16 protein-coding genes are annotated in these 20,529 nt (G+C 60.4%); 15 read left to right on the top strand and 1 reads right to left on the bottom strand.

The features are described 5' to 3' along the window. Positions 1-159: 159 nt before the first annotated feature. The 5 genes from tnpA (at position 160) to AX756_RS20315 (ending at position 3,741) form a co-directional block, all read left to right on the top strand. Entirely contained in the window at positions 160-573 is a 414-nt protein-coding gene (tnpA, locus tag AX756_RS20335) for an IS66-like element accessory protein TnpA (RefSeq protein ID WP_068316319.1), read from the top strand. After that, a complete protein-coding gene (gene tnpB / locus AX756_RS20330) occupies positions 570-920 on the top strand; it encodes an IS66 family insertion sequence element accessory protein TnpB (protein WP_009803441.1) in 351 nt (116 codons plus the stop codon). The genes tnpA and tnpB overlap by 4 nt, the downstream gene beginning before the upstream one ends. 60 nt (positions 921-980) lie before the next feature. Further along, positions 981-2,606: an IS66 family transposase gene (tnpC, locus tag AX756_RS20325; protein WP_068316311.1), complete on the top strand. Its 1,626-nt coding sequence runs from the start codon at positions 981-983 to the stop codon at positions 2,604-2,606. After that, on the top strand, positions 2,603-3,196 hold the full coding sequence (locus tag AX756_RS20320; protein WP_068316309.1) for a plasmid pRiA4b ORF-3 family protein: 594 nt from the start codon (positions 2,603-2,605) through the stop codon (positions 3,194-3,196). Before tnpC ends, AX756_RS20320 begins: the two co-directional genes overlap by 4 nt. Positions 3,197-3,375: 179 nt before the next feature. Then, positions 3,376-3,741 carry an ATP-binding protein gene (locus AX756_RS20315; RefSeq protein ID WP_156461589.1) on the top strand — a complete coding sequence of 122 codons (366 nt, stop codon included), beginning with the start codon at positions 3,376-3,378 and terminating at the stop codon, positions 3,739-3,741. Positions 3,742-3,980: 239 nt separating this feature from the next. Here the strand turns inward: AX756_RS20315 and AX756_RS20310 are convergent, their stop codons facing one another. Next, positions 3,981-5,309, bottom strand: a complete 1,329-nt coding sequence (locus AX756_RS20310) for a Card1-like endonuclease domain-containing protein (protein ID WP_068316306.1) — start codon at positions 5,307-5,309, stop codon at positions 3,981-3,983. 45 nt (positions 5,310-5,354) lie between these two features. On the opposite strand from AX756_RS20310, the gene AX756_RS26135 reads away from it, so the two are divergent. From AX756_RS26135 to AX756_RS20255, 10 genes are all read left to right on the top strand, one after another. Then, positions 5,355-6,041 (top strand): hypothetical protein, encoded by a 687-nt coding sequence (locus AX756_RS26135; RefSeq protein ID WP_068316303.1) that lies wholly within the window; start codon positions 5,355-5,357, stop codon positions 6,039-6,041. Positions 6,042-6,364: 323 nt separating this feature from the next. Continuing rightward, positions 6,365-7,306: a reverse transcriptase domain-containing protein gene (locus tag AX756_RS20300; RefSeq protein WP_068316299.1), complete on the top strand. Its 942-nt coding sequence runs from the start codon at positions 6,365-6,367 to the stop codon at positions 7,304-7,306. A gap of 472 nt (positions 7,307-7,778) precedes the next feature. Next, on the top strand, positions 7,779-8,816 hold the full coding sequence (gene cas1, locus AX756_RS20295) for a CRISPR-associated endonuclease Cas1 (protein ID WP_163886712.1): 1,038 nt from the start codon (positions 7,779-7,781) through the stop codon (positions 8,814-8,816). After that, complete coding sequence (gene cas2 / locus AX756_RS26800; protein WP_068316295.1) at positions 8,813-9,058, top strand: CRISPR-associated endonuclease Cas2; 246 nt, start codon at positions 8,813-8,815, stop codon at positions 9,056-9,058. Before cas1 ends, cas2 begins: the two co-directional genes overlap by 4 nt. A gap of 419 nt (positions 9,059-9,477) precedes the next feature. Then, positions 9,478-10,359 (top strand): hypothetical protein, encoded by an 882-nt coding sequence (locus AX756_RS26130; protein WP_197431098.1) that lies wholly within the window; start codon positions 9,478-9,480, stop codon positions 10,357-10,359. Further along, the gene (locus AX756_RS20280; RefSeq protein WP_068316285.1) at positions 10,356-11,867 is read left to right on the top strand and encodes a CRISPR-associated ring nuclease; all 1,512 of its coding nucleotides are present in this window, start codon (positions 10,356-10,358) and stop codon (positions 11,865-11,867) included. The genes AX756_RS26130 and AX756_RS20280 overlap by 4 nt, the downstream gene beginning before the upstream one ends. After that, on the top strand, positions 11,867-13,675 hold the full coding sequence (locus tag AX756_RS20275; protein WP_068316283.1) for a hypothetical protein: 1,809 nt from the start codon (positions 11,867-11,869) through the stop codon (positions 13,673-13,675). The genes AX756_RS20280 and AX756_RS20275 overlap by 1 nt, the downstream gene beginning before the upstream one ends. 158 nt (positions 13,676-13,833) lie before the next feature. Continuing rightward, a complete protein-coding gene (locus AX756_RS20270; RefSeq protein ID WP_197431097.1) occupies positions 13,834-17,037 on the top strand; it encodes an RAMP superfamily CRISPR-associated protein in 3,204 nt (1,067 codons plus the stop codon). Positions 17,038-17,041: 4 nt separating this feature from the next. Further along, positions 17,042-17,545 (top strand): hypothetical protein, encoded by a 504-nt coding sequence (locus AX756_RS20265; RefSeq protein WP_156461584.1) that lies wholly within the window; start codon positions 17,042-17,044, stop codon positions 17,543-17,545. Continuing rightward, positions 17,542-19,791, top strand: a complete 2,250-nt coding sequence (locus AX756_RS20255; RefSeq protein WP_082739218.1) for an RAMP superfamily CRISPR-associated protein — start codon at positions 17,542-17,544, stop codon at positions 19,789-19,791. The genes AX756_RS20265 and AX756_RS20255 overlap by 4 nt, the downstream gene beginning before the upstream one ends. The last annotated feature ends 738 nt before the right edge of the window (positions 19,792-20,529 follow it).

Below are 20,529 nucleotides of genomic sequence, written 5' to 3'. Positions count from 1 at the left end.
TGAATTTTGGTTGCGGGGGTAGGATTTGAACCTACGACCTTCAGGTTATGAGTTGTATTTAACGAACCATGAACAATCACTTCCGAGTTCGAATAACTTCGTATCCCTCCGGTGGAGGCCGTCTGACGGGATTTCGGTGACTGTGCTAAGTCCGACCTTATGGCCGACCATAAGTTCAGACCCCAGATCGAAGTTCTGTCTGCCGCGGACGTGCCGCGCCGGCGACACTGGGATGATGCTGACAAGATCCGGATCGTGGAGGAGAGTTTTCTGGGGCATCGTCAGGTCTCGGCGACGGCGTGGCGGCATGGTGTGTCGCGATCGTTGCTGACGATATGGCGTCGGCAGTATCGCGACGGAGAGCTTGGCGACGAGACGCCGCCCGCGTTCATCCCGCTGACGGTCTCGCCCGAGGCGCCTGCGGTATCTCCGGCGGCTGCACAGGAGGCGTCGCGCAACACCCCGGATGTTCAGCTTGAGATCGTGCTGAGGAACGGGCGGCGGCTTCTCGTCCCGTCGTCGGTGCACCCGGAGGTTTTGTCGCGGCTGCTGCCGGCCCTGGAAGGCCGATGATCGCTTTCCCGGCGGGGGTGCGCGTATGGATTGCCGGTGGGGTCACCGACATGCGGCGCGGCATGAACACCCTGGCACTGACGGTCCAGCAGGGGCTCGGGCGCGATCCCCATGCCGGCGAGATCTTCTGCTTCCGCGGGCGCAAGGGCGACCTGGTAAAATTGCTTTGGCACGACGGGGTCGGCATGTCGCTCTACACGAAGCGCCTCGAGGCCGGGAAGTTCATCTGGCCGACGAGCGGGAGCGGTGAGGCGGTGCAGATCTCTGCGGCCCAGCTCGGCTATCTCCTCGAAGGGATCGACTGGCGCAATCCGCGCTGGACACAACGCCCTGCAAAGGCGGGATAATTCAGTCTCATTCGCCTTATTTTCATGGGTTTTCCCATGATGGCGTGGTAGATCTCGGCCATGTCAGATGCCGCTTCCGATATCGCCAGATTGCGCGCCGCGCTCGCGGCCTCGGAAGCACGTGCCGAGGCCGCTGAGAGCGAGCTGGCGCAGACCCGGGCGGTGGTCTCGACCTCCGAGGCGATGATCAAGCACCTCCGGCTCGAGATCGCCAAGCTCCGGCGCGAGCACTATGGCCACAGCTCGGAGCGCCGCGCCCGCCTGATCGACCAGATGGAATTGCAGATCGAGGAATTGGAGGCCGCGGCCACCGAAGACGAGATCGCCGCCCAGAAGGTGGCGAAGACCACGACCGTCGCGGAGTTTGAGCGCCGCCGCCCGGCGCGCAAGCCCTTCCCGGAGCATCTGCCGCGCGAACGCGTGGTGATCTCGGCGCCCACGTCCTGTTCGTGCTGCGGTTCGGACCGCATCGTGAAGATGGGCGAGGACGTCACCGAGACGCTCGAGGTCATTCCGCGGCAGTGGAAAGTGATCCAGACGGTCCGCGAGAAGTTCACCTGCCGGGCTTGCGAGAAGATCAGCCAGCCACCGGCGCCGTTCCATGCGACGCCGCGCGGATGGGCGGGACCGAACCTGCTGGCCATGGTGCTCTTCGAGAAGTTCGGACAGCATCTGCCCTTGAACCGTCAAGCCGAGCGCTACGCCAGGGAAGGTGTCCATCTCAGCCTCTCGACGCTTGCCGACCAGGTCGGGGCCTGTGCCGCCGCGCTCGAGCCGATCCACGCGTTGATCCGGACCCATGCCCTCGGGGCCGAGCGGCTGCACGGCGATGACACGACGGTGCCGCTTCTGGCGAAGGGCGGGACGCGCACGGCGCGGCTCTGGACCTATGTCCGAGATGATCGCCCGTTCGCGGGTGGCGCGCCTCCGGCCGCGCTGTTCCACTTCTCGCGCGACCGGGAGATGGCCCATCCCAACCGGCATCTCGCCGGCTGGCAGGGCATTTTGCAGGCCGATGCCTACGGCGGTTACAACGACCTCTACCGCGGCGACCGTGATCCCGGCCCGGTGAGCCGCGCGCTCTGCTGGAGCCATGCCCGGCGCAAGTTCTTCGAGCTCGCCGATATCAAGGGGAATGTCCGGAAGGGCAAGCCCGCCCATGACATATCGCCCGTGGCGCTGGAGGCAGTGACGAAGATCGATGCGATCTTCGACATCGAACGCCAGATCAACGGTCTGGATGCCACATCACGGCTCGCGGCCCGGCAACGGCTGTCCCGTCCGCTGGTCGAGGACCTGCGCGACTGGATGCAAGCCGAGCGCGATACGATGTCGAGGCACAACCCCGTCGCCAAGGCGATCGCATACATATTCAGGGCAGACCGCTGGGACGCGTTCACCCGCTTCCTCGACGATGGCCGGATCTGCCTGACGAACAACGCCGCCGAGCGGGCGCTCCGCGGCGTGGCCCTCGGCCGGAAGTCCTGGCTCTTCGCCGGCTCCGAGCGCGGAGGTGAGCGCGCTGCCTTCATGTATTCCCTGATCGTCACCGCGAAGATGAACGATGTCGATCCTCAGGCCTGGCTCGCCGATATCCTCGCCCGGCTGCCCGCCACGACAGCCTCGCGGGTGCCGGATCTGCTGCCCTGGAACTGGTCCCCGACGCGACAAAGGATGGCCGCATGACCCTGATCGCCCGCCTCCGGATCATCCTGAACGACGTCGAGCCAATGCCGATGCGCCATATCGAGGTGCCGCTGAAGATCAGACTCGACCGGCTGCATGAGGTCATCCAGGCGGCCATGTGCTGGACCGACACCCATCTCTACGAGTTCCGGGTGGGTGATGCCGGTTGGGGCGAGCCCGACCCGGACGGGATCTACGACGGCCTCATGGACGCGAAGAAGATCACCCTGGAAAAGCTGCTCGACCAGACCGCCACCAGGACGATCCAGTATGTCTACGACTTCGGTGATGACTGGGACCACAGCATCCGGATCGAGCGGGTCAACGAGGCCGCCCCGGGCATGACCTATCCACGGCTGCTGAAGGCCACCGGGGCCTGCCCGCCCGAGGACGTCGGCGGCGCGTGGGGTTACGAGGAATTCCTCGAAGCGCTCGCCAATCCCGATCATGAGCAACACGAGGACATGGTCCAGTGGTCGGGCGGGGACTTCGACGCCGAAGATGTCGGGATCGACAGCATCGTCGAACGCTTCGACCGGCTTGCCAGGAAATGGACCCCGCGGTCCCGCAAACCCAAGGCAGAGACGTAAGAGAAGCCAGCGCCCGCGGCCTACGCCGGATGGTTACATAACTTCGTTATTTCAGAGCATTGCAGAAGGCGCCAAAGAACGGTCGTTTCGAGCAATTTCACGGGATACCGCAACATTTTGTGCATGCCTGCTTCCACAATGCCTCCAGATATCGCCAGGACGATTGTTCAGGAAGCAAGTTGATCAGTATGACCGGCGGGGAGTGGGAACGGCTGGAGACGCAACCTACCGGGACCGGCGAGCGGTTGGTAGGCATCCGCGCTGGCGAGGCGGTCGGCGCCGAGGGTATGTCCTTTGGAACCCGTGGGCAGCTCTATCTCGCGCTCCGCGTTGCGGGGCATGCCGATTTCATCCGCCGCTTCGGCCCCTTGCCATTCGTGACCGACGACATCCTTGAAACCTTCGACGATACCCGCGCCCGCGCTGCCTTGACCCTTACCGCCGAGATGGGTGGGGTCGGACAGGCGATCATGTTCACGCATCACCGACACCTCGTCGAACTTGCCCGCGAAGAGGTGCCGGAGGTGCATGTAACGGAAATGTGAGTGCTATTTGCCATTGGGTCTGGCTTTGCCGCCCATTCGGCGACCAGTTGGTGTCGAAGACAGTGCCGTTCCTGGTCACTGAGAAGGTGACCTGATAGCTGGGGTGCGTAAGAATTGGATCGAGACACTGGTTGAGCGTAACCATTCGGCGTAGGCCGCGATTATCAGCCATCGCACTCGCTGCCGCAGTCATCTTTTGGCTCTGAAATTCAATAAGATGGAACCTAAGGGTGATAGTCTTATTTTGGATTTAGTTGAGCCAACATTTCTCTTACGCGGCTCCCAACGTTGCCGACTTCATTCCAGCCAAGTACCGGCGTTACGCCCATTGCCTTGGCAGATCCCAATAGTTTTCGGTAGCTCTCATGACCTTCGTGAATGAACGGCATGACAATCAATGACACCCCTCCGGGTCCCGCCATCCGACCCGCCCACTCCGCTGCCTGACGTAGTGCGTGAGCCTGGCCTTTTGCATCCAAAGTAGCCTTACATTCGATCGGCAAGATTCGATTACTCCAAGCCACGGCCACATCGATTTCGCCAGCCTCGAATGACTCGTTGTGCCCAGCGCGAACAGCCGGGGCGATGCGCACCGACATTTCCACATCGGTGACTCCATCGACACCGTCAAGCGCATCGATAAGTAGACGATAAACATAGGTTTCAAGCCAGCCACCCTTTAGGAACTCCCAAGCCCGCTTCGATCGGAAGCGGATTTTCGTCCCATCTTCTTCGGCGCCGTCTACCTGACAAAGGAACTGCCGGGTCTCTGCATTTCCGATCTCGATCCAGTCGTCGCAATGCACCCATTTTGAACCACTCGGCCATCGCACGGCGACTTTGGCTGGCATTTTTCCCTTTGCCGGTCTCCAATACAGCAACTTACTGCTGTTCATGGCCCTGATGATGTCTTCGCGCGCGGAGAAACCTAACTCTAGATCTGTGAGCCGATCGATAAATCGACACTGCTCCGGGCCAAGCCGCCATTGGTTGTCCCGCGCGGTGGCTTGTCGCTCGGTCCAGTCGTGATCATGGCGCCGGATGATCTCGTCGAGTCTGACTGACTTCCCAACTGGCAGGCGCCGCAGTTCTAGATCGTGGTCGCCCAGCGTGGCTAGGGTCGGACGGCTGTCGCCCATCGTCACCGAGTGCAGGTGCAATGGGCGCATGTTGGCGGCGTTATAGCCGGCAAGCACCCCGATCGTGACCTCCTTCTGGCCGGCTTTCATGTTGAATACCAGCTCGGTTTCGTCCCCGTCTTCACCTGCCATCTCGTTGGCTACTCCGGCCGCTTTCGTCCAGGGATGAAGAGCCGCGTTGCTTCCGCGGATCTTTCTGAACTTTACGCCCAGCCTGTCGGCAAAGCTCTGCAGCTTGCGCGCCGGATCTCCGGCATTGTCTATGTCGCTTTGGGTCGGATTCTTCAGGTTGGATATGCCTTCGAGAACGATCACACCTGCAATGCGCTCGGGCACATCGATTATTGGCGCTAAGGTCACGGTTGGGCTTTTCGATGCTGCTACGATATAGACGAAACGTTCGGGCCAGTCGGTTCTGTTTTCGATCATCGCCTGCCTCCTATAGTGCCCAGAACGTAACACGAGGCCCAACCCATGACTACGACCTTGAGACGTTGGCATCTTTTGGGCCCAACTGGCCCGCCGATCACCGAAGCGGCTCTCTTTGGCCATGCCGCCCGCGCTGCTGCCCTAGAGGCCCGGCGGCGCACGACCGGCTGCGGGCGGCTACCGGATGCGCTGCATCGCAGCGATCGACACAGACATGCCCATTGGGTTGGCGAAGACCGCGACGGCGACGGGTTCATTGACCACCTTGCCGTATGGGCACAGGCGCCGCTCGACGCACTGGACCCACTAGGCACCGTGGCGCGAATCCGCCTGAGCACGGGGCAATGGCACTTGGAAGAAACAGACTTACGCGACACACCTTCGCATCTGTGGGTATCGGCCACACCGCTGATCGGACCCAACCATGCTTGGGCCAAGCCGGGCCGCCTGAAGCCGGGACAGGACCTCCTGTCACAGGCTGCGCGGGAAATTGCGGACTTGCGAAGCCTTCCGCGCGTGCTGGAATTGACGGTGACCCGCCCCGGCGAGGGCGCGCCGTGGCTCTGGACCCAGACGCCGGTCAGGCGGAAACTGCCCCATTACGCTGTCTGGGGTTGGTTGGCGGTCTTACTGGCACAACCAAGTTCCACGCCTTTCGCCGCCGGTGCGCTCTCGCACTGGGGTCTCGGGGCATTTCGCCCCGCAACCGGTATTTTTCACGACCTGCGCTGAGGCCGGCAGATCGGGCAAGAACACTTTTCCGACGTCGCCGCGCCCCGGGAGATAGTATCGAGAAACAGGCGCACCCGGGCCGGGCCGAAATCACCGGCGCGCGACTGGCGCTGCATCGCCACCAGCGCAGCCTGCCCGGAACCGGTGGTCCACAGCTGAGACGGTAGACGGTCGGCAGAGTCAGGACGAGACGAGTCGGAATGGGGCATTGCTGAACCTCCGGGACGGTGACGGCCGCAGATATCCCATACTGCGCCTGCGCGCGGATCGCAGCGAACCTTCGTCGCCGGTCGCAGGGCCCACGCTACTGCCAGACTGGCCTTATGACCCGCAGTTCCCTCATCGACTCCGCCCTGTCACGCTCCGCCCTGCGCAGGGCCTTCACACGCGCCCGTGCCAATGGAGGCGCAGCCGGAGGCGATGGGATCACTGCCGCGGCGATGACGCGCGGGCTGGAGACCGCACTTGACGCTTTGGTCCGTGAAGTGCGCAGAGGGCGATACCAGCCAGGTCCGTTGCGCGCGGTCCCAATCCCGAAGCGTGATGGGTCGACGCGCGTGCTGCGTATTCCCTGCCTGCGCGATCGGGTGCTACAAGGCGCGGTGGCTTCGGTTCTCGTACCAGTGCTCGACCCCTTGATGCATCCGGGCAGCTTCGCCTATCGTCCTGGGCGGTCAGTTCCGTTGGCACTTCGCTCTCTTCGGCGTGGCCAAGGCTGGGCGCTGGATGCAGATATCCGTTCTTTCTTTGATGAGATTGGCCATCACCCGCTGAGGCGCGTCCTGAAACAGAAGGTCTCGTGCCTTGAAACCCGGCAACTGATCGGGATCTGGCTGGGCAGTTTCGGGCGTCGGGGGCTGGCTCAAGGTTCGCCGATTTCGCCCTTGCTAGCAAACACCGCGCTCGGTCCCTTGGACTCAGCACTTTCCAAACATGGACGCCTGGTGCGATATGCCGACGATTTCGTCGTGGTTTGTGCTGACAAAGCCGGAGCGAGAGAGGCGCGGCGAACAGCTGAACAAACTCTACGCTTTGCGGGGCTGCGGCTGCACCCCGACAAGACACGCATCGTCCCGCCGGGAATGTCGTTCACGTTCCTCGGTACGGAATTGGTCCTGCATTCGAGGGATAGAAGACCTCAGAAGCAACTGAAAAACAAAATGAAACTGTCCCTCCGCAGAGAGACCATATCTCCTGGAGAACATATAGAGCGTGTTTTGCGCGAGGGGTGGAAAAACATGCTGAATTTGACAGGCAGATCATAGTCTCGTAGAGGGTAGGCATCACCGGCCTTACGGGGCCGGCTCCATTGCGACTCCAATGATCGGTATCTTTCAGCACGATGAGAGCAGCATCACCGGCCTTACGGGGCCGGCTCCATTGCGACTCATCGTTCTCGAGCAAGGCTGTGTAGTAGAAGCGCATCACCGGCCTTACGGGGCCGGCTCCATTGCGACAGGTCGATGATAACCTGACAGGTACCTTTTGTTCCGGCATCACCGGCCTTACGGGGCCGGCTCCATTGCGACAAAATCGCGACGTTTCATTGTTTTCTCCTGCAGGGCATCACCGGCCTTACGGGGCCGGCCTTGTGCATTCTGAAAGAGCTAGCGGAAGGTGGCCGGAGAGAGATCTCCACGTGTTGCGACCCTGCCCTTCTATCTGACGAAGGTTCGCTGCTCCTTGTGCCGCATGTTATTGTGGCAGGCTCTCCCCGGTAGACAGGGGACACAGATCATGGGCTTTTTCGACCTTTTCCTGCCACAACGAACCGCCCCAAGGCCAACAGCACAGCCGGCGGAAGAGCCGGTGCCCGACCGGATCCCGCTTCACATCGTCTCCGATGATGCGCTTCTGCGCCTCCGCGACGGCGCGCTCGAGGCGGAGGGGACTCGCGTACCACTGGATACGTTGTCGATGGTGGTACTTCATGGCGGGGCTGGCGTCACCGCTCCTTGTCTGCGTGCGCTTTGTGAAGCCGGTGTGCCACTGGCTGTGTTGTCGCGTGGAGGCTACCCGGTGGGCCTTTGCACGCCAATGGATCTTGGCGCAGCAGCACGGCGGGATCAGTACGCAGCCGCCGCTGATCCGGCCCGCTCGCTCCCGCTGGCCCGCGCCCTTATCGACGCCAAGCTAGCCGCCTGCAACCGCCTGGCGCGCCGCCGAGGCGCTTCCGCAGTATGTGTCCGCGCGTTGTCACGCGCGCGACAGAGGCTGCCCCGGGCTCGGACGCGCGCGGCAATCATGGGAATCGAGGGCGCGGCCGCAGCAGCATGGCACAAGGCGATCCCCGATCTACTGCGCGCCGAGGGTGTAACCTTTGCCGGCCGCTCGCGACGGCCGCCCGGCGATCTTGTCAACGCGTCTCTCTCCTACGGGTATGCTTGTGTCACCACTGCTTGCGCGGTAGCGGCACGGTGTGAAGGACTTGACCCCGCCGTCGGCTTTCTGCACGCCGAGCGGGCCGGACGGGCGGCGCTGGCACTGGATCTGGCCGAGCCGCTGCGAGTGGCGATCTGCGATGCCGCGGTTCTGGAGTCGATCAACACCCGCGCGCTCGGCCTCCGCCACGCCGATACCGATGGCTCTGGCGCCGTGAACCTTACCGCCGAGGGCCGCCGCGTCGTATTGCGGGCGTTGGAGCGGCGGTGGTCCACCAGATTACATATCGCGGGACGCGCAGCTTGCTGGCGCGACTTACCCGCGCGGCACGCTCGCGCTCTTTCCCGGGCGCTGCGCGCGAACGGACAACTCGTGTTGGAGGGACCTTGGTGAGGTCGCCGCATCTGGTTTGCTATGACATCGCATCCGACCGGACGCGACGACGGGCGTTCAAGACTCTACGCGCCCGCGGCGAGGCGTTGCAAAGGTCGGTCTTTCTTGTGCGCACGTGCCCGAAGGGTGCCGAGCGGTTGGAGCGCGACCTCCGCGCCCTGGCTGGCCCCGGCGATGCGGTTTTGGTGGTACGCGTGGTTGAAGGAGCAGCCCTGCCCCGGCCAGAACCGCTGATCGTGTGACCGCCGCGAGGGGTGAGAGTACGGCGTAGAATCTTGGAAAAAAATAATATTTTGTCGCGCAGGAAGGTCTCGAGAATGTTTATCAAGTAGATTTCAGTTTTTTGGAAGAAGGGTAGAAAACCGTTTCGAATTTGACAATGCTATCAAAGGCTTATAGAGGATAGACACACCGCTCCTCAGGGAGCGGCTCCATTGCGTTAGTGATGGGAAGGACCCACCCGCTGTAGTATTCGATGGAGCGCCGCTCCTGTGGGGGAGCCCCTAGACCATATTGCGTTATCCGCCGGAAATCCCTTCGACAGGAAAACGGCGTTACTGCTCTGCCTTTCTGGCGCTCCGAACATTCGCCGCGCGCCGTAGGCCCGTCATTTTTGCGAGACTGTCTCATCGTCCGAACGGAGAGACCGATGACCCCAGCCTTGTCCGCTTATCGCTACGCCTTGCTTTCCCCCGGCGCGCCAGTGCAACCGAACACATTCGGCGTCGAACTCACCGACCCGACGATGGCCGCGGCCTGTGTCGCCAATCTCGATCCGCAGCATGGCGGGCCGGCCGGAGCGCCGGCAGCAGTCGAGGCGGCTTGTCGCGTTGTCCTGCCGCGACCCGGCACAACCCTGGCCACCCTTCGCCCGGATGCCGACGCCTTGGGTGCCATGGCCGTCATGGCATGGCGCGCGGCCGGCCTGCCCGTGCGGGAGGCAATGGCGACGCGCATCGGTCGTGTCGGCCGCATGGACCGCTTCGAACGTGGCCCTTGGCCAGGCCCAGCCCGAGCGGACGCCCCGCCGGATTCCTGGCCGGGAGCAGAACTATCAGCCATGTCGAGTTGCTGTTTCGACGATTCCTTGCCAATGGCCGAACGCGTGGCCCGCATGTCGCGCTGGCTGGCTTTGGGTGAGTTGTCTGAAGCACATGCCACTGCTGGCGCACATGCACAGGCCGCCTTGGCGCGAAGTGTCACTGAAGGATCCACGTTCGCTCGTCTTTCAGCGCCTGCCGTGGCATTGGTTCATTCCGAGCAGCGCGGGGCGTTGGAACTGGGATTTCGTATCGCGCCGATTGTCGTTGCGACACATCCTTTTTTTTGCTTTCCTGCGGGAAAATGTGGCCCAAAGCACACTGTGGCAGTGTGGGAAGGAGAGGGTCTGGAGTTGTTCAGGGAAGTCGTCGTTCAACACGAACCGGGATGGGGTGGCTCGGCCGGGATAGTCGGCTCGCCACAATCGCATCCGTCCATTCTGGACCCGGATACAGTCTTGGAAGTCCTGATCCGTTGTCTTCCCAAACGGGTTCCAACATGAGCGATACTGTCAAAAACGTACTTATTTGCCCTGTAGGCCAGTCATACGGCGTGGTCACCGAAGCGTTGTGGTGCATGCTCAGCGCGTCGGCGGAGCGCGATCCGGCAGATCCAGCAGCGATTATTCCGGACACCGTCCGGGTGCTGACAACGCAGCCAGGAGGGAAACTGGGTGCGCCACCAGACAGAGCCAGGCGAACCGTAGATGGCGAGCCGATGCCTGCAGAGATCCTGCTCGCGGATGCGAGGGACGAGGCAAAGCAGGCCGGGGAAATGGAGACGGACACCGAAAGCGGCCCGGGAGCGGAGCGACTTTCGGCCTATCGCTGGCTGCTAAAGAAAAAGATCGACTTGCTATATCGAACGTTCGGACACTCGCCACCGGACTTCACCTTCGAGCCGGCCAAAGACAGCCGTGGCATTCCATTGCCCGATGCTTTCACCGCACAACAGGGCGCAGACTTCGAAGCTGCGTTCCTGTCGCTTATGGTCAACAGCGTTTCAATTGATGCGCACGCCGGCAAGCAACCTACGACCGCCATTGACCCCATGACGATGACCCGTTTCAATCGCGACGCCAACACGCGCATGCATGTGCTGATGGCGGGCGGCCGAAAGTACATGGCGTCGGCTGCTCGCGCTCTGGTTCGCGACGTAGCGGAAACGGGTGACAAGCTGTGGGATGTGCAGGTTAACCCCGAGCGAATTCAATACAGGGGCCTTTGGTGGCCCGGGCATTTCCACGAGGGTCAGGCGACAACCGAGTTCCAAGGCAAACAGATTGCGGGCGAATTGCGGCTTGTTGATTATCCGTTCATTCCTGGCAATCCGACCGCTCGCAGCATCAGAGAGGCGCATCCTTCGTTGACGTATCGCTACGCAGTGCAACTTGCCGCCGACGCGCGCGAAGGGGCACCACAGATTTCGATTGACTTAAACTCACGGACGATACGATGCCGGGACGAGGAACTAGTGGCTGGAGAAACGCGAGTCCCCAGTGAAACCTCACAGACCAAGTTCGACGACGGGCACTTCTTACTTCTTGTCGTTCTGTTTATGATTCGAAAAAACGGCATAGGGCGCTTCGGAAAAATCGGGAACGACGACGCAGGCTGGGTGACAAACTACCAAGGTAGAGACACGAGACCTAGACACCATCCGGAGGTTGCCGCCTTTCGGGAACTTCTGGAAGAAATATCGGGCTGGAAGATTGCGACCGATTGGGGTATCGAAGCGCAAGACGCCCAAGAAGTCTTCGCAGACGCTGTAAAGAGCCAACTGAACCTAGCTGGAAGTCTTCCAGGGTTCTTGTCTTCAAGAATGTCGGAAATTCTCAGCGTACTTAGGTTCCATCCGTATCTCCAAAAACGGCTACGGCTCGAAAAGACCCAACTCAAAGTAAAACTGCCCGCGGACGAGTGCGACGAACGAGAAGTGAAAGCGACTGCTTATCGGATCTCTGCACAACCCGAAGATTTCCAGTTAACTCTCAATGGCGATTTGATTTGATGCACATTCAATCAACCCCAGCGACGATGCGTACAACCGATGTTCATTACGCCTATCTTTTCGAGGCAAAAGGCATCCAGTCATTCATCGCGGATACCGGCCGACTTGTTGCAATCGCAGGTGGTAGCGACTTGATCGCGGCGGTGGCATCCTCGGATGGCGATGATCTGCTGGGCAAGGTGCTTGTTCGCTTCCCCGCCCTTGAACCTTCGCGTCGAGCGGGGGCGTCGTTCTGCCTGCACGGGAAGGATCTTGCAGTCTTGAAGGCGTTTCGGGACGCTTGGCTTTTGACCTTCGGAATGTACGTTCCGGGGCTGCCCTATGTCGATGTACTGACCGGCCCGCATGAAAGCTCGACGGAGGCACGCCGCCGGGCTTATGAAACGCAAGGCGGCGTCAGGCGCGGCGGAATCGCGACTCTGCTTCCTCTGGCGCCGCCCGGTGTTCAACTCGCCCCGCGAACGGGACGGCCTACAAGTTTGATAGACCCTCATGCCGAGGGCGAAGCACAAGACCGTGCCGCAGCACAGACAACAACGCAGGGGCGCCGCCTAGCCGGCGCCGTGCGCCACGAGTATCGTGATACGCTGGCCAGGCGCTCTGTAGGAGATTTGGACAACCTACGTCTTCCACGACATTTCAAATTGAAGGATGCAAATCCCGACAATCCCGCCTTTCCGTTCCGCGACGGCTCCGAAGACCAACGCATAGGCGTAGTCCACGCCGACATTTCTGGTTTGGGACAACTTTTCATCGAAATCTCTAATCGGCTCGAGCAACCGAATGACGTACTAAAAGTCGCCACGGCGATCGAGAACATAATCGAGAGCGCTGCGCAGGTGGCAAGCGGGCCAGTGGTGGACAAGGCATTGCGCTATAGCAATGAGCCGAACTGCGAGTACATTAGGAAGCGATGGCTGCTGCATTTCGGGTATCATCCGAACAGCGTCGAGCCGGAAGCGATACCGGCTCTCTTGCCGATGAGGCCTGTCCTCCTAGGTGGCGATGATATGACCGTGATTCTACGCGCCGACCTCGCAATTAGCTTCGCGCAACTATTTCTTGAAGTTTTGGAGTGCATGTCTGAGGAAACGCTGCGCAAACTCTGGCAGGACCTCGGTATTTCCGATAGTCCTCCCTGTACTCGGCTCACGGCCTGCGCAGGGGTTGCCATCGTGAGCGCTTCACATCCCTTTTCAATGGCCGGGCACATGGCCGATGGGATGTGCGGGGCTGCGAAGAAGGTGGTCAAGCGCATCGCCGCGAATACGACCGAGCTGGAGGAAGAGGATGCTCCGGCACCGCCGATGTCAGCGCTGACCTTTGCGATCGTGCCCAAGCCGGCGGAAGAATCGTATGAAGACTTTCGCTCGCGCGAGCGAGTAGCAGGCGGAGTGGCGCTTAGCGCGGCACCTTACGTGATTGGATGTGCTGACAGTGATTCTAGAGGTTTGTCTCGAATTGAGACGCTATTCAAGGTGCGGGACGCTCTCGAAGCGCTTGGAGGGCTTCAGGGTTTTCGTGAAGCTATGCACTCGTTGAACGCCGATGGTGAAATCCGGCTCAGGAGAGCGGCGGAAGTGGCACGCACCGACAGACCGGCGGCATTTGGGAAACTTCAGGAGGCGCTTGGGTTAAAACAGCGCTCCGGCGATGCGGAAGACGGTAATAACAGTGCTGATCAGGCGGAAATTCCGCTCGACCGAGCCGGGCTACTTTCTGATGCGCTTGATTTGATAGACATCGACGCCTCGCCGCTGTCGGTTTCCTCGGGTTTCGCGGCCAAGATAGAGGTGGAACCAACATAACCCGAGTTGCCCTGATCCATATACAGTTCACCGATTACTGGCTGTCGGGCGACGGACGCGGGCTCGGCACCCATGCCGACGCCCGGGCGGTTCGCGATGATCAAGGCTGGCCAGCCATGCCCATGACCCAGGTAAAGGGAACGCTTAAAGAGACGGCCATGTTGCTCGAACAGGATGGCGCACTGAAAGCGGGGCGTACCGTAGAACTCTTCGGCTTCGACGGCTGCCCGGCAGCGCTGGCCTTCGACGGACTAGCGCGAATGCCCGGCGATGCGCGCAAGGCCTGCGATCCGGAAAAGTTGTTCAGGGTTATACCATCCACTGCGCGTGACGTATTGGGCGTTGCCAAAAACCGCAGCTTACGCAGCTTGGAAGCCGTCCGTCCGGTCGATCTGCTGGGATTAATCCCGACGGTTGTGGAGTCAGGAAAAATCGGGGACTGGATCACCGATCTGGACATGATTTGCGCGGCAACATTGGCCTTTGGGCATGACAAAGGAAATTTCGGCGCTGCGCGGGCGCGTTGTCTTCATTGGAGTGACAACTCAAAAACCAAAGACGGCAATGCACCCGAGACACCCACGGTCGGCTCTGGCGCCGGAACTCTGATGGTTGCTTTGCGCGGCAGTGGTGATGTTCGGCTTACCGATCGCCCTGCGACCGAAGGGGTCCGGCGGACTCTGAACTATGTACCTGGAAGCGCGCTGCTTGGCGCGGCGGCCCGCAAATATCGTGACTACGAGAACGCCGGTGCGCTTTTTCACACCAACGCCGTTCGTTTCGGGCCCGCGCTACCCACTGACGGAACAGACACCGAGGTTGTCCCCGTCCCGCGCAGTTATGTAAGCCCCAAGTCCTCACACGAGGCGGCCTGGAAGGACGGCATTCTCGACACAGGGCTTGTTAGAGACGGCCGTTCTATGTCCAACGCGGCCGATGAAGGCACGAAACAATACGAGGCCGTTGGCGCGGGTTTCATGACGGTTGCCCTGCGGCAGGTCAGGACCGAAACGCGGACCGATACGCGGACGGCAACCAACCGCGGTAGGGCAGCCGCCCATAGGCTCTTTACAACTGAATATCTGCGTACGGGCGATCTTGTTCTGCAAGCTAAAGTGGCAGTCGGTACCGACGTGTCGCAAAGGGACCGAGAAACACTCGCCGCCGCCTTGACCGGATCGTTGCGGCTGGGTGCAGCCAGGGCCAATTCGGGTGGACCCTTTGAGGCCTCGGTCAGATGGGTCGCGCAGAGACCCATCCCCAATGAAGAGATTCCAGCAGGCGAAGTGCGCGTGTTGTGCGTGACGGATGTTTGTGCTGCAGATGCCCATGGCGCGCAGACACCAGTCATAAACGCCAAGGATCTAGGACTGGGTGATGCGAAGCTTGTTGAAAGCCGATGCGCAATTTCGCATCGGCGCTATGCCAAGCGCAACGCCCATTTCGGACGCGCCTTATCCGAGCGGATGGTGATTGAGGCAGGCTCAGTTCTCACCTACCTCGTGCCGAAGGACGTCGAGGCCCCCAAACGCCAAGTCGTTGGGCGCTATACGAATGAAGGCCTCGGTCAGGTCTGGATTGACCCGCCGTTCCTCGGCGAAGTGATTAGGCCGACAGATGGACCGAGCAAGCTTCTGAACGCACCCGCCTGCGTTGCTACAATCCCGGATTTTGTCCCAGATTCCGTGCCAAAACCACTGGAGTCGAACGAGCGGGAAGAGGAGACGGAGCACAACGGAAATGGGAAGCGCCTTGTACCGGACACCGCACAAGTCTGCCATGTGATCCACCTTACCCTTGAAGCGTCCGAGCCGATATCGATTGGCTCCGGCCAGCGTCTTGTGCGCCTACTTGGCGCGCCCGACGAGATAGCAAAGACCCGAGAAAACAGATCGCAACGCACCGCGAATGCTGACAAAGAAGATGAAGCTCCCTCCGAGAAGGGACAATCGATCACGGTTTCGGCATTGATGCGCGGACCGAACGGTCTGCCTACTATCCCGCCGCGCTCTCTGCGTGGGGCGCTGCGCGCATTGGCCATGGATCGGCTTGCGCCACACGAAATCGAAGAACTGCTGGGTTTTGTACGCGGCGACGAAGGTGCCCGCTCTAAACTGAGGATCGAATGGGCACGGCCCCATGGCGCCGCAAATCGCTGCATCGGTTCGGATTACCCGGGCGACAAGGTGGCTGAACTTCTCGCGATGGACATGCCGCTGTTGCGGGACCGCGTTGCGCTAAACCATTGCCGTATTGTTGAAGGGCGGCGGAAATTCTCTACGAATGCAGTGCCCGTTGGTACACGTTTTTCTCTTCGGCTGACGATGACTGGAGAGCTAGGCGCCATAGAGGAAGGCGGAGCTTTGCGCCGCCTGCTCGCGTTCCTCTGCGATCCTGCGCTGCGCCTGGGCGCGGCGGGCACAGCGGGCTTCGGCGCTGTAAACGTGGTCAGCGCCACGCATCGTGCTGTGCCCCTGTGCACAGCAGATAAGTTGCGTGAAGTGCTCTGTCTCGCCCCATGCCAGCCGCTGGACGACGATCTACGTTTGACTGCTCACAATCCAGATGTTCAAACTCGAACCGTGACCTTACGTGCGAAAGACGTTTTGGCCGTCGCGGATCCGACCGGAGGCACGCCATTGGTTCCAAAGGGGCAGCAGACGGTCGCTATGCAAGACTTGCAGGAGTGGCAAGAAAACCCGAAGACAGGTACCGACACGGGTGCCGAGAAGAACCCTAACACTTCCGAACCGGATGACCGGCATGCCAAGCCCCTGCCGCTTTTGCGCGAAACGCGTATCTCTTGGGAGAGCAAAACGGGCGTTCTGGTGAACGTCTTTCCCCTTCCCGGCAGCGGAGTAAAAGGCGCGCTCGCCCATCGCACACTTTATCATTGGAATTTGCGCAACGAGAAACCGCTCGACTGGACTAGCCCCGATGCCACTGAGGCGCTCGAACGGTTGGCCCGGAGGCCCGCCCCCCTCGTCTGGCTGTTTGGCACCGCCAAACGAGACGGCTCGGGCCGGCAAGGCGCGCTGTACGTAGGCGAGGCAACACTCGACTCAGATCAGGTCGCGCGTCTTGACCATGCATCAAACGACCGATTCACCAGCGGAGCGCGCATTGTTTCGGGTGGTCTATTCGCGGAGGAGGCATTGGTAGAACCGAAGGTCGATCTGCCACTGACATTACGGCGCCCGTGGGGAGTGAACGATGCAATGTGGAAAGAGGCTCTCGTCTGTCTGGAAATGGCTTTGGAAGACCTTCGCCTCGGTCGGTTGGGCATGGGCGGACATGGCTACGGGCTCATGATGGGCGAAGCGACGGAATGGGAGCGTAGCGGCGATGCCGGGGGAGCGTGAAACGATGGAAACCCGACGAAAGCGCCTCGTCGCGGCACAAATGGCGGTTTCACAGGCCGATCTGCCCCAATGGGAGAGGGTAATGCTGGCCCTTGTGGCGGTGAAACGTGAGCCAGTTACGGAACCAGAGGTAATACCGCGACTCGCCGATACAAGCGGAACGCCGTTGGGCTGGGCATTATGGCCATCCACAATGCAGATTGGGAAGAAAACAACCGGAGACGCTTTGGATCCAGATGCGCCTCTATTGGAGGGCGCATGGGCCGTTGGCGGAGTCAGCTACCGCCTCGATGAAGACGTGGTGACACGGATCGATGAGCGCGAGCTTGCACCGAACAACGCGCTTGCGACGGGTGAGGTACCCGCTCTGCGGGAGCGTGTCACGCTGCTTTGCGAAGAACCCAAGGGGATGCGCGCCGTGTTTCATGTGTTCTGGATGATTGACGAGAACTGCGACGCGCCGGTGCGTAGCTTCGATCGTTTCGTAGGCTACGAGAAGACTGGATGATGGAACCGAAATCTGCCTACCGCTTAGCACCCATCTCGCGCTGGATATACAAGCCCGCCTGGGGCAAGTTTGCCAGCTACGACGTTCCGCTGAACGGCGCGGTCTCGGGTGAGATGGAAATAACTGTGACAACCCGGACTGAGACATGCGTTGGTGGTGCGCGCGTCAAGGGCGGCGATGTTCGCCCCTTCACACTCACGCCGGGCGGTCCGCCGGTCATACCGAAATCCACGTTCGACGGTCTGCTGCGCGGCACCCTGGAAATCGCAACTTTCGGCAGATTGGGCGAGTTTGTTGAGAAACGCTGGCCAGGGATGCGGGATATCTCAGGAAATCCAGGCAAAACAGTGAGGGAATTGTATAGTGACAGATTTGTCCATCGCGAAAGAGTTCGTCCCGATCTACCAGATGGGTCTACCAGGAAGCGTTTCACCTCAAAAGTTTGCGCCGGTTGGCTGCGGAGATGTGGAAAACTTGAGCGTTATGAAATCGTGGAATGCCAACTCGGCCGCGTAGGAATCCGCGATCTTGGCCAGCACTTTCAAGCTTCTGGAGATGATCAAAAATCCTTGGCTAAGGGAGGAAACGGTACGGGCGATCGCTATGTTCTTCTGGGATACAATCAAGCTAAGCCGTTCGATGATCAGATGACTATCCGGATCGACGATGTTGACGCAGTGGATCACCCGCATGCGCGAGGCACAGAACTTTATCACGAACGGCGGCACGCGATCCTCGGAACTGGGCAGGGCATTCTGGGAACGGTTGTGTTGACCGGAAAACCGGAGGTTGCGAATGGTAACCCCTTTGGAAGAAGGCGCAAAAAGCAGGAGTTCGTCTTCTCAAACCCCTGCCGGGGCGAATTGTCTGCCCCCGCCAAGATCGGAAATGTCCGCGACGTCGAACCCGACGTCTTCGACGCCTTCGAATACCTCAACAGCGGCGCTGACGGCAACGATGCCCACCCCGGTTGGACCTTCTGGAAACTCGCTCTCAAATGTGGCGAGGCAATACCGGTCTTCTATCTTTTCGAAGACGACCGCGTCGCCGCAATGGGCTTTGCCTCAATGTTCAAGGTCGCCTTCGGTGAAAACACGCATCACCTGTTGGCGCGTTCCCATCCCGACCACCTTGAAATGGCAGGTCCAGATCGCGTGCCGGACTTTCCCACCACCCTGTTAGGCGAGGCGGCGGCATTGGGCAAAGACGATGCTGCCGGGCGAACTGGCGGCCGAGCGGGGCGAATCTTATTCTCCGCTGCCCGCGGTCCCGAAGGCCTCAAGTTGAAATGTCGGAAATACGTCTTGTCTAACCCCAATGAGGGATACTATCCGTTTTATGTTCGTCAGGATGAGGATTCTGATAGAAACAGACAAATCATGGCGACCTTTGCCGCTCGCCAGTCCGACACCCGCCTCTTCGTCAAAGAACCAGAACTGGGTGGAACAAAGATCTGGCCTGCGGGTGATGGAACGCTTCGTAGAGAGACCGAAAACGAGCAGTTCAGGGGAACCGAGGAAAACGGGGCAAAAAGCACCATCCACTTTGTTCCGCCCGGAACGACCTTCATCGGACGTGTCGTCTTTCATAATGTCCTGCCGCAGGAATTGGGCGCGCTAGTCTGGGCGCTCACTGCCACACCGAAGAGCAACCCTGCAATCCTGCGCATCGGCGCAGCCAAGTCCTATGGCCACGGTGAAGTAACCGTGTCGCTCGGGGAACCGGTCATGTCGCACGGGACACCACTCACATTGGATGGCGCGCGCGCGGCATTCGGAAAGCACATGGAAGATGCCGTTGCCGCAGCCTACCCAAGCAAGACCTGGGCGAGAACGCCACAGGTGCAGGCGCTTCTTAAGTCACGAAGGCCAAACCTCGATCTCAGTATCATGTCTGTTAAAGAATACGCGGACAGCCGGCATTCTCAAAAAAGAATGGGCCCATTCGTCGATATGGGTGGCGAACTTGGCGTCCGCCACCAAGCCCGTGCGTCACAATTCAGACCACGTTTTTTGGATTCGGTCACAACTAAGGCTGATCGACCCGAAGTGCGCACGAGTTTCGAGATCCCACCTCCAAAGGGGACAAAAGTCCGAGTGGTCAAAGGAAGATGGTACGACAAGTTGAACGACTTTGTCGGGGTCGTCGAGTCGGAAGAACCTAAACCGAATGGCAATATTGACATTCGGTTTAAGGAGTTCCCCCAAGCTCACGCGGTGAAGTGGCGAAACCTCGCCCCCGGCTGACACCGTTTCCGGCGAACGTTCGTCGCGGCCTATGGCTCCGTAGCGCAACTATTGTTCTCCTCGTGTCTTAACTCGAGGTGCTGCAATGCTTGACCAGCCATCAATGCTGCCCGTTTGGCTGCCCATATTGGACTGGGCAGCACGCCTTCTCGAACGCGTGCTGCAGGGCTAGTCTGATGTTTGACCCTACTGGCCCTCTGGTAAACCACGCTATGGATCAAGTTGGTATGGTCCTTGATCGTGCCGACTTGGCCTACGCCTCGGTTGTGGGTGCTCTGGCCATCGCCCTTAACGCTCGCATCGCTCTTCTCGCACCGCTAATGGTCGCGGGACTGGAAGTCTCTCAGCTCTATGGCTGCGAGCTCAGCCCGCCGCTGCTGGAAGCCGTTCCTCTTCTTGCAGTGGTCTTCCTAATCCTAGGCTCAATTCAGTCGGTGGTCACTGCGATCGCAGGGCGCGATGCGGCTGCCACACTTCTTGGGGTCGTTATTGGCGGATTGGTTCTTTTCGCACTTTGGCGCGGACCAACGTGGGTCTTGCGCCTTCTTTCGCGAGGTCGTTTCTGATGACCGGGCATGCCGCCCCTTTGGCCGGCGCCACCCTCGCCACAGGCGCTATCGCCTCGCTGGTTGTCGGACGACTAGTTCATGTCCGCATCGCTGTTACAACGGTCGCGGCGACTGCTCTCGGCGTAGTTCTGAGCGGCAATGTAATGCTCGTTGTCTGGCGCGTTCCGAA

Source organism: Aliiruegeria sabulilitoris (assembly GCF_001558155.1).
GTDB lineage: Bacteria > Pseudomonadota > Alphaproteobacteria > Rhodobacterales > Rhodobacteraceae > Tropicimonas > Tropicimonas sabulilitoris.
Note: the sequence above shows the minus strand (reverse complement) of the source record. Positions and strands in the feature narration are given on the sequence as shown.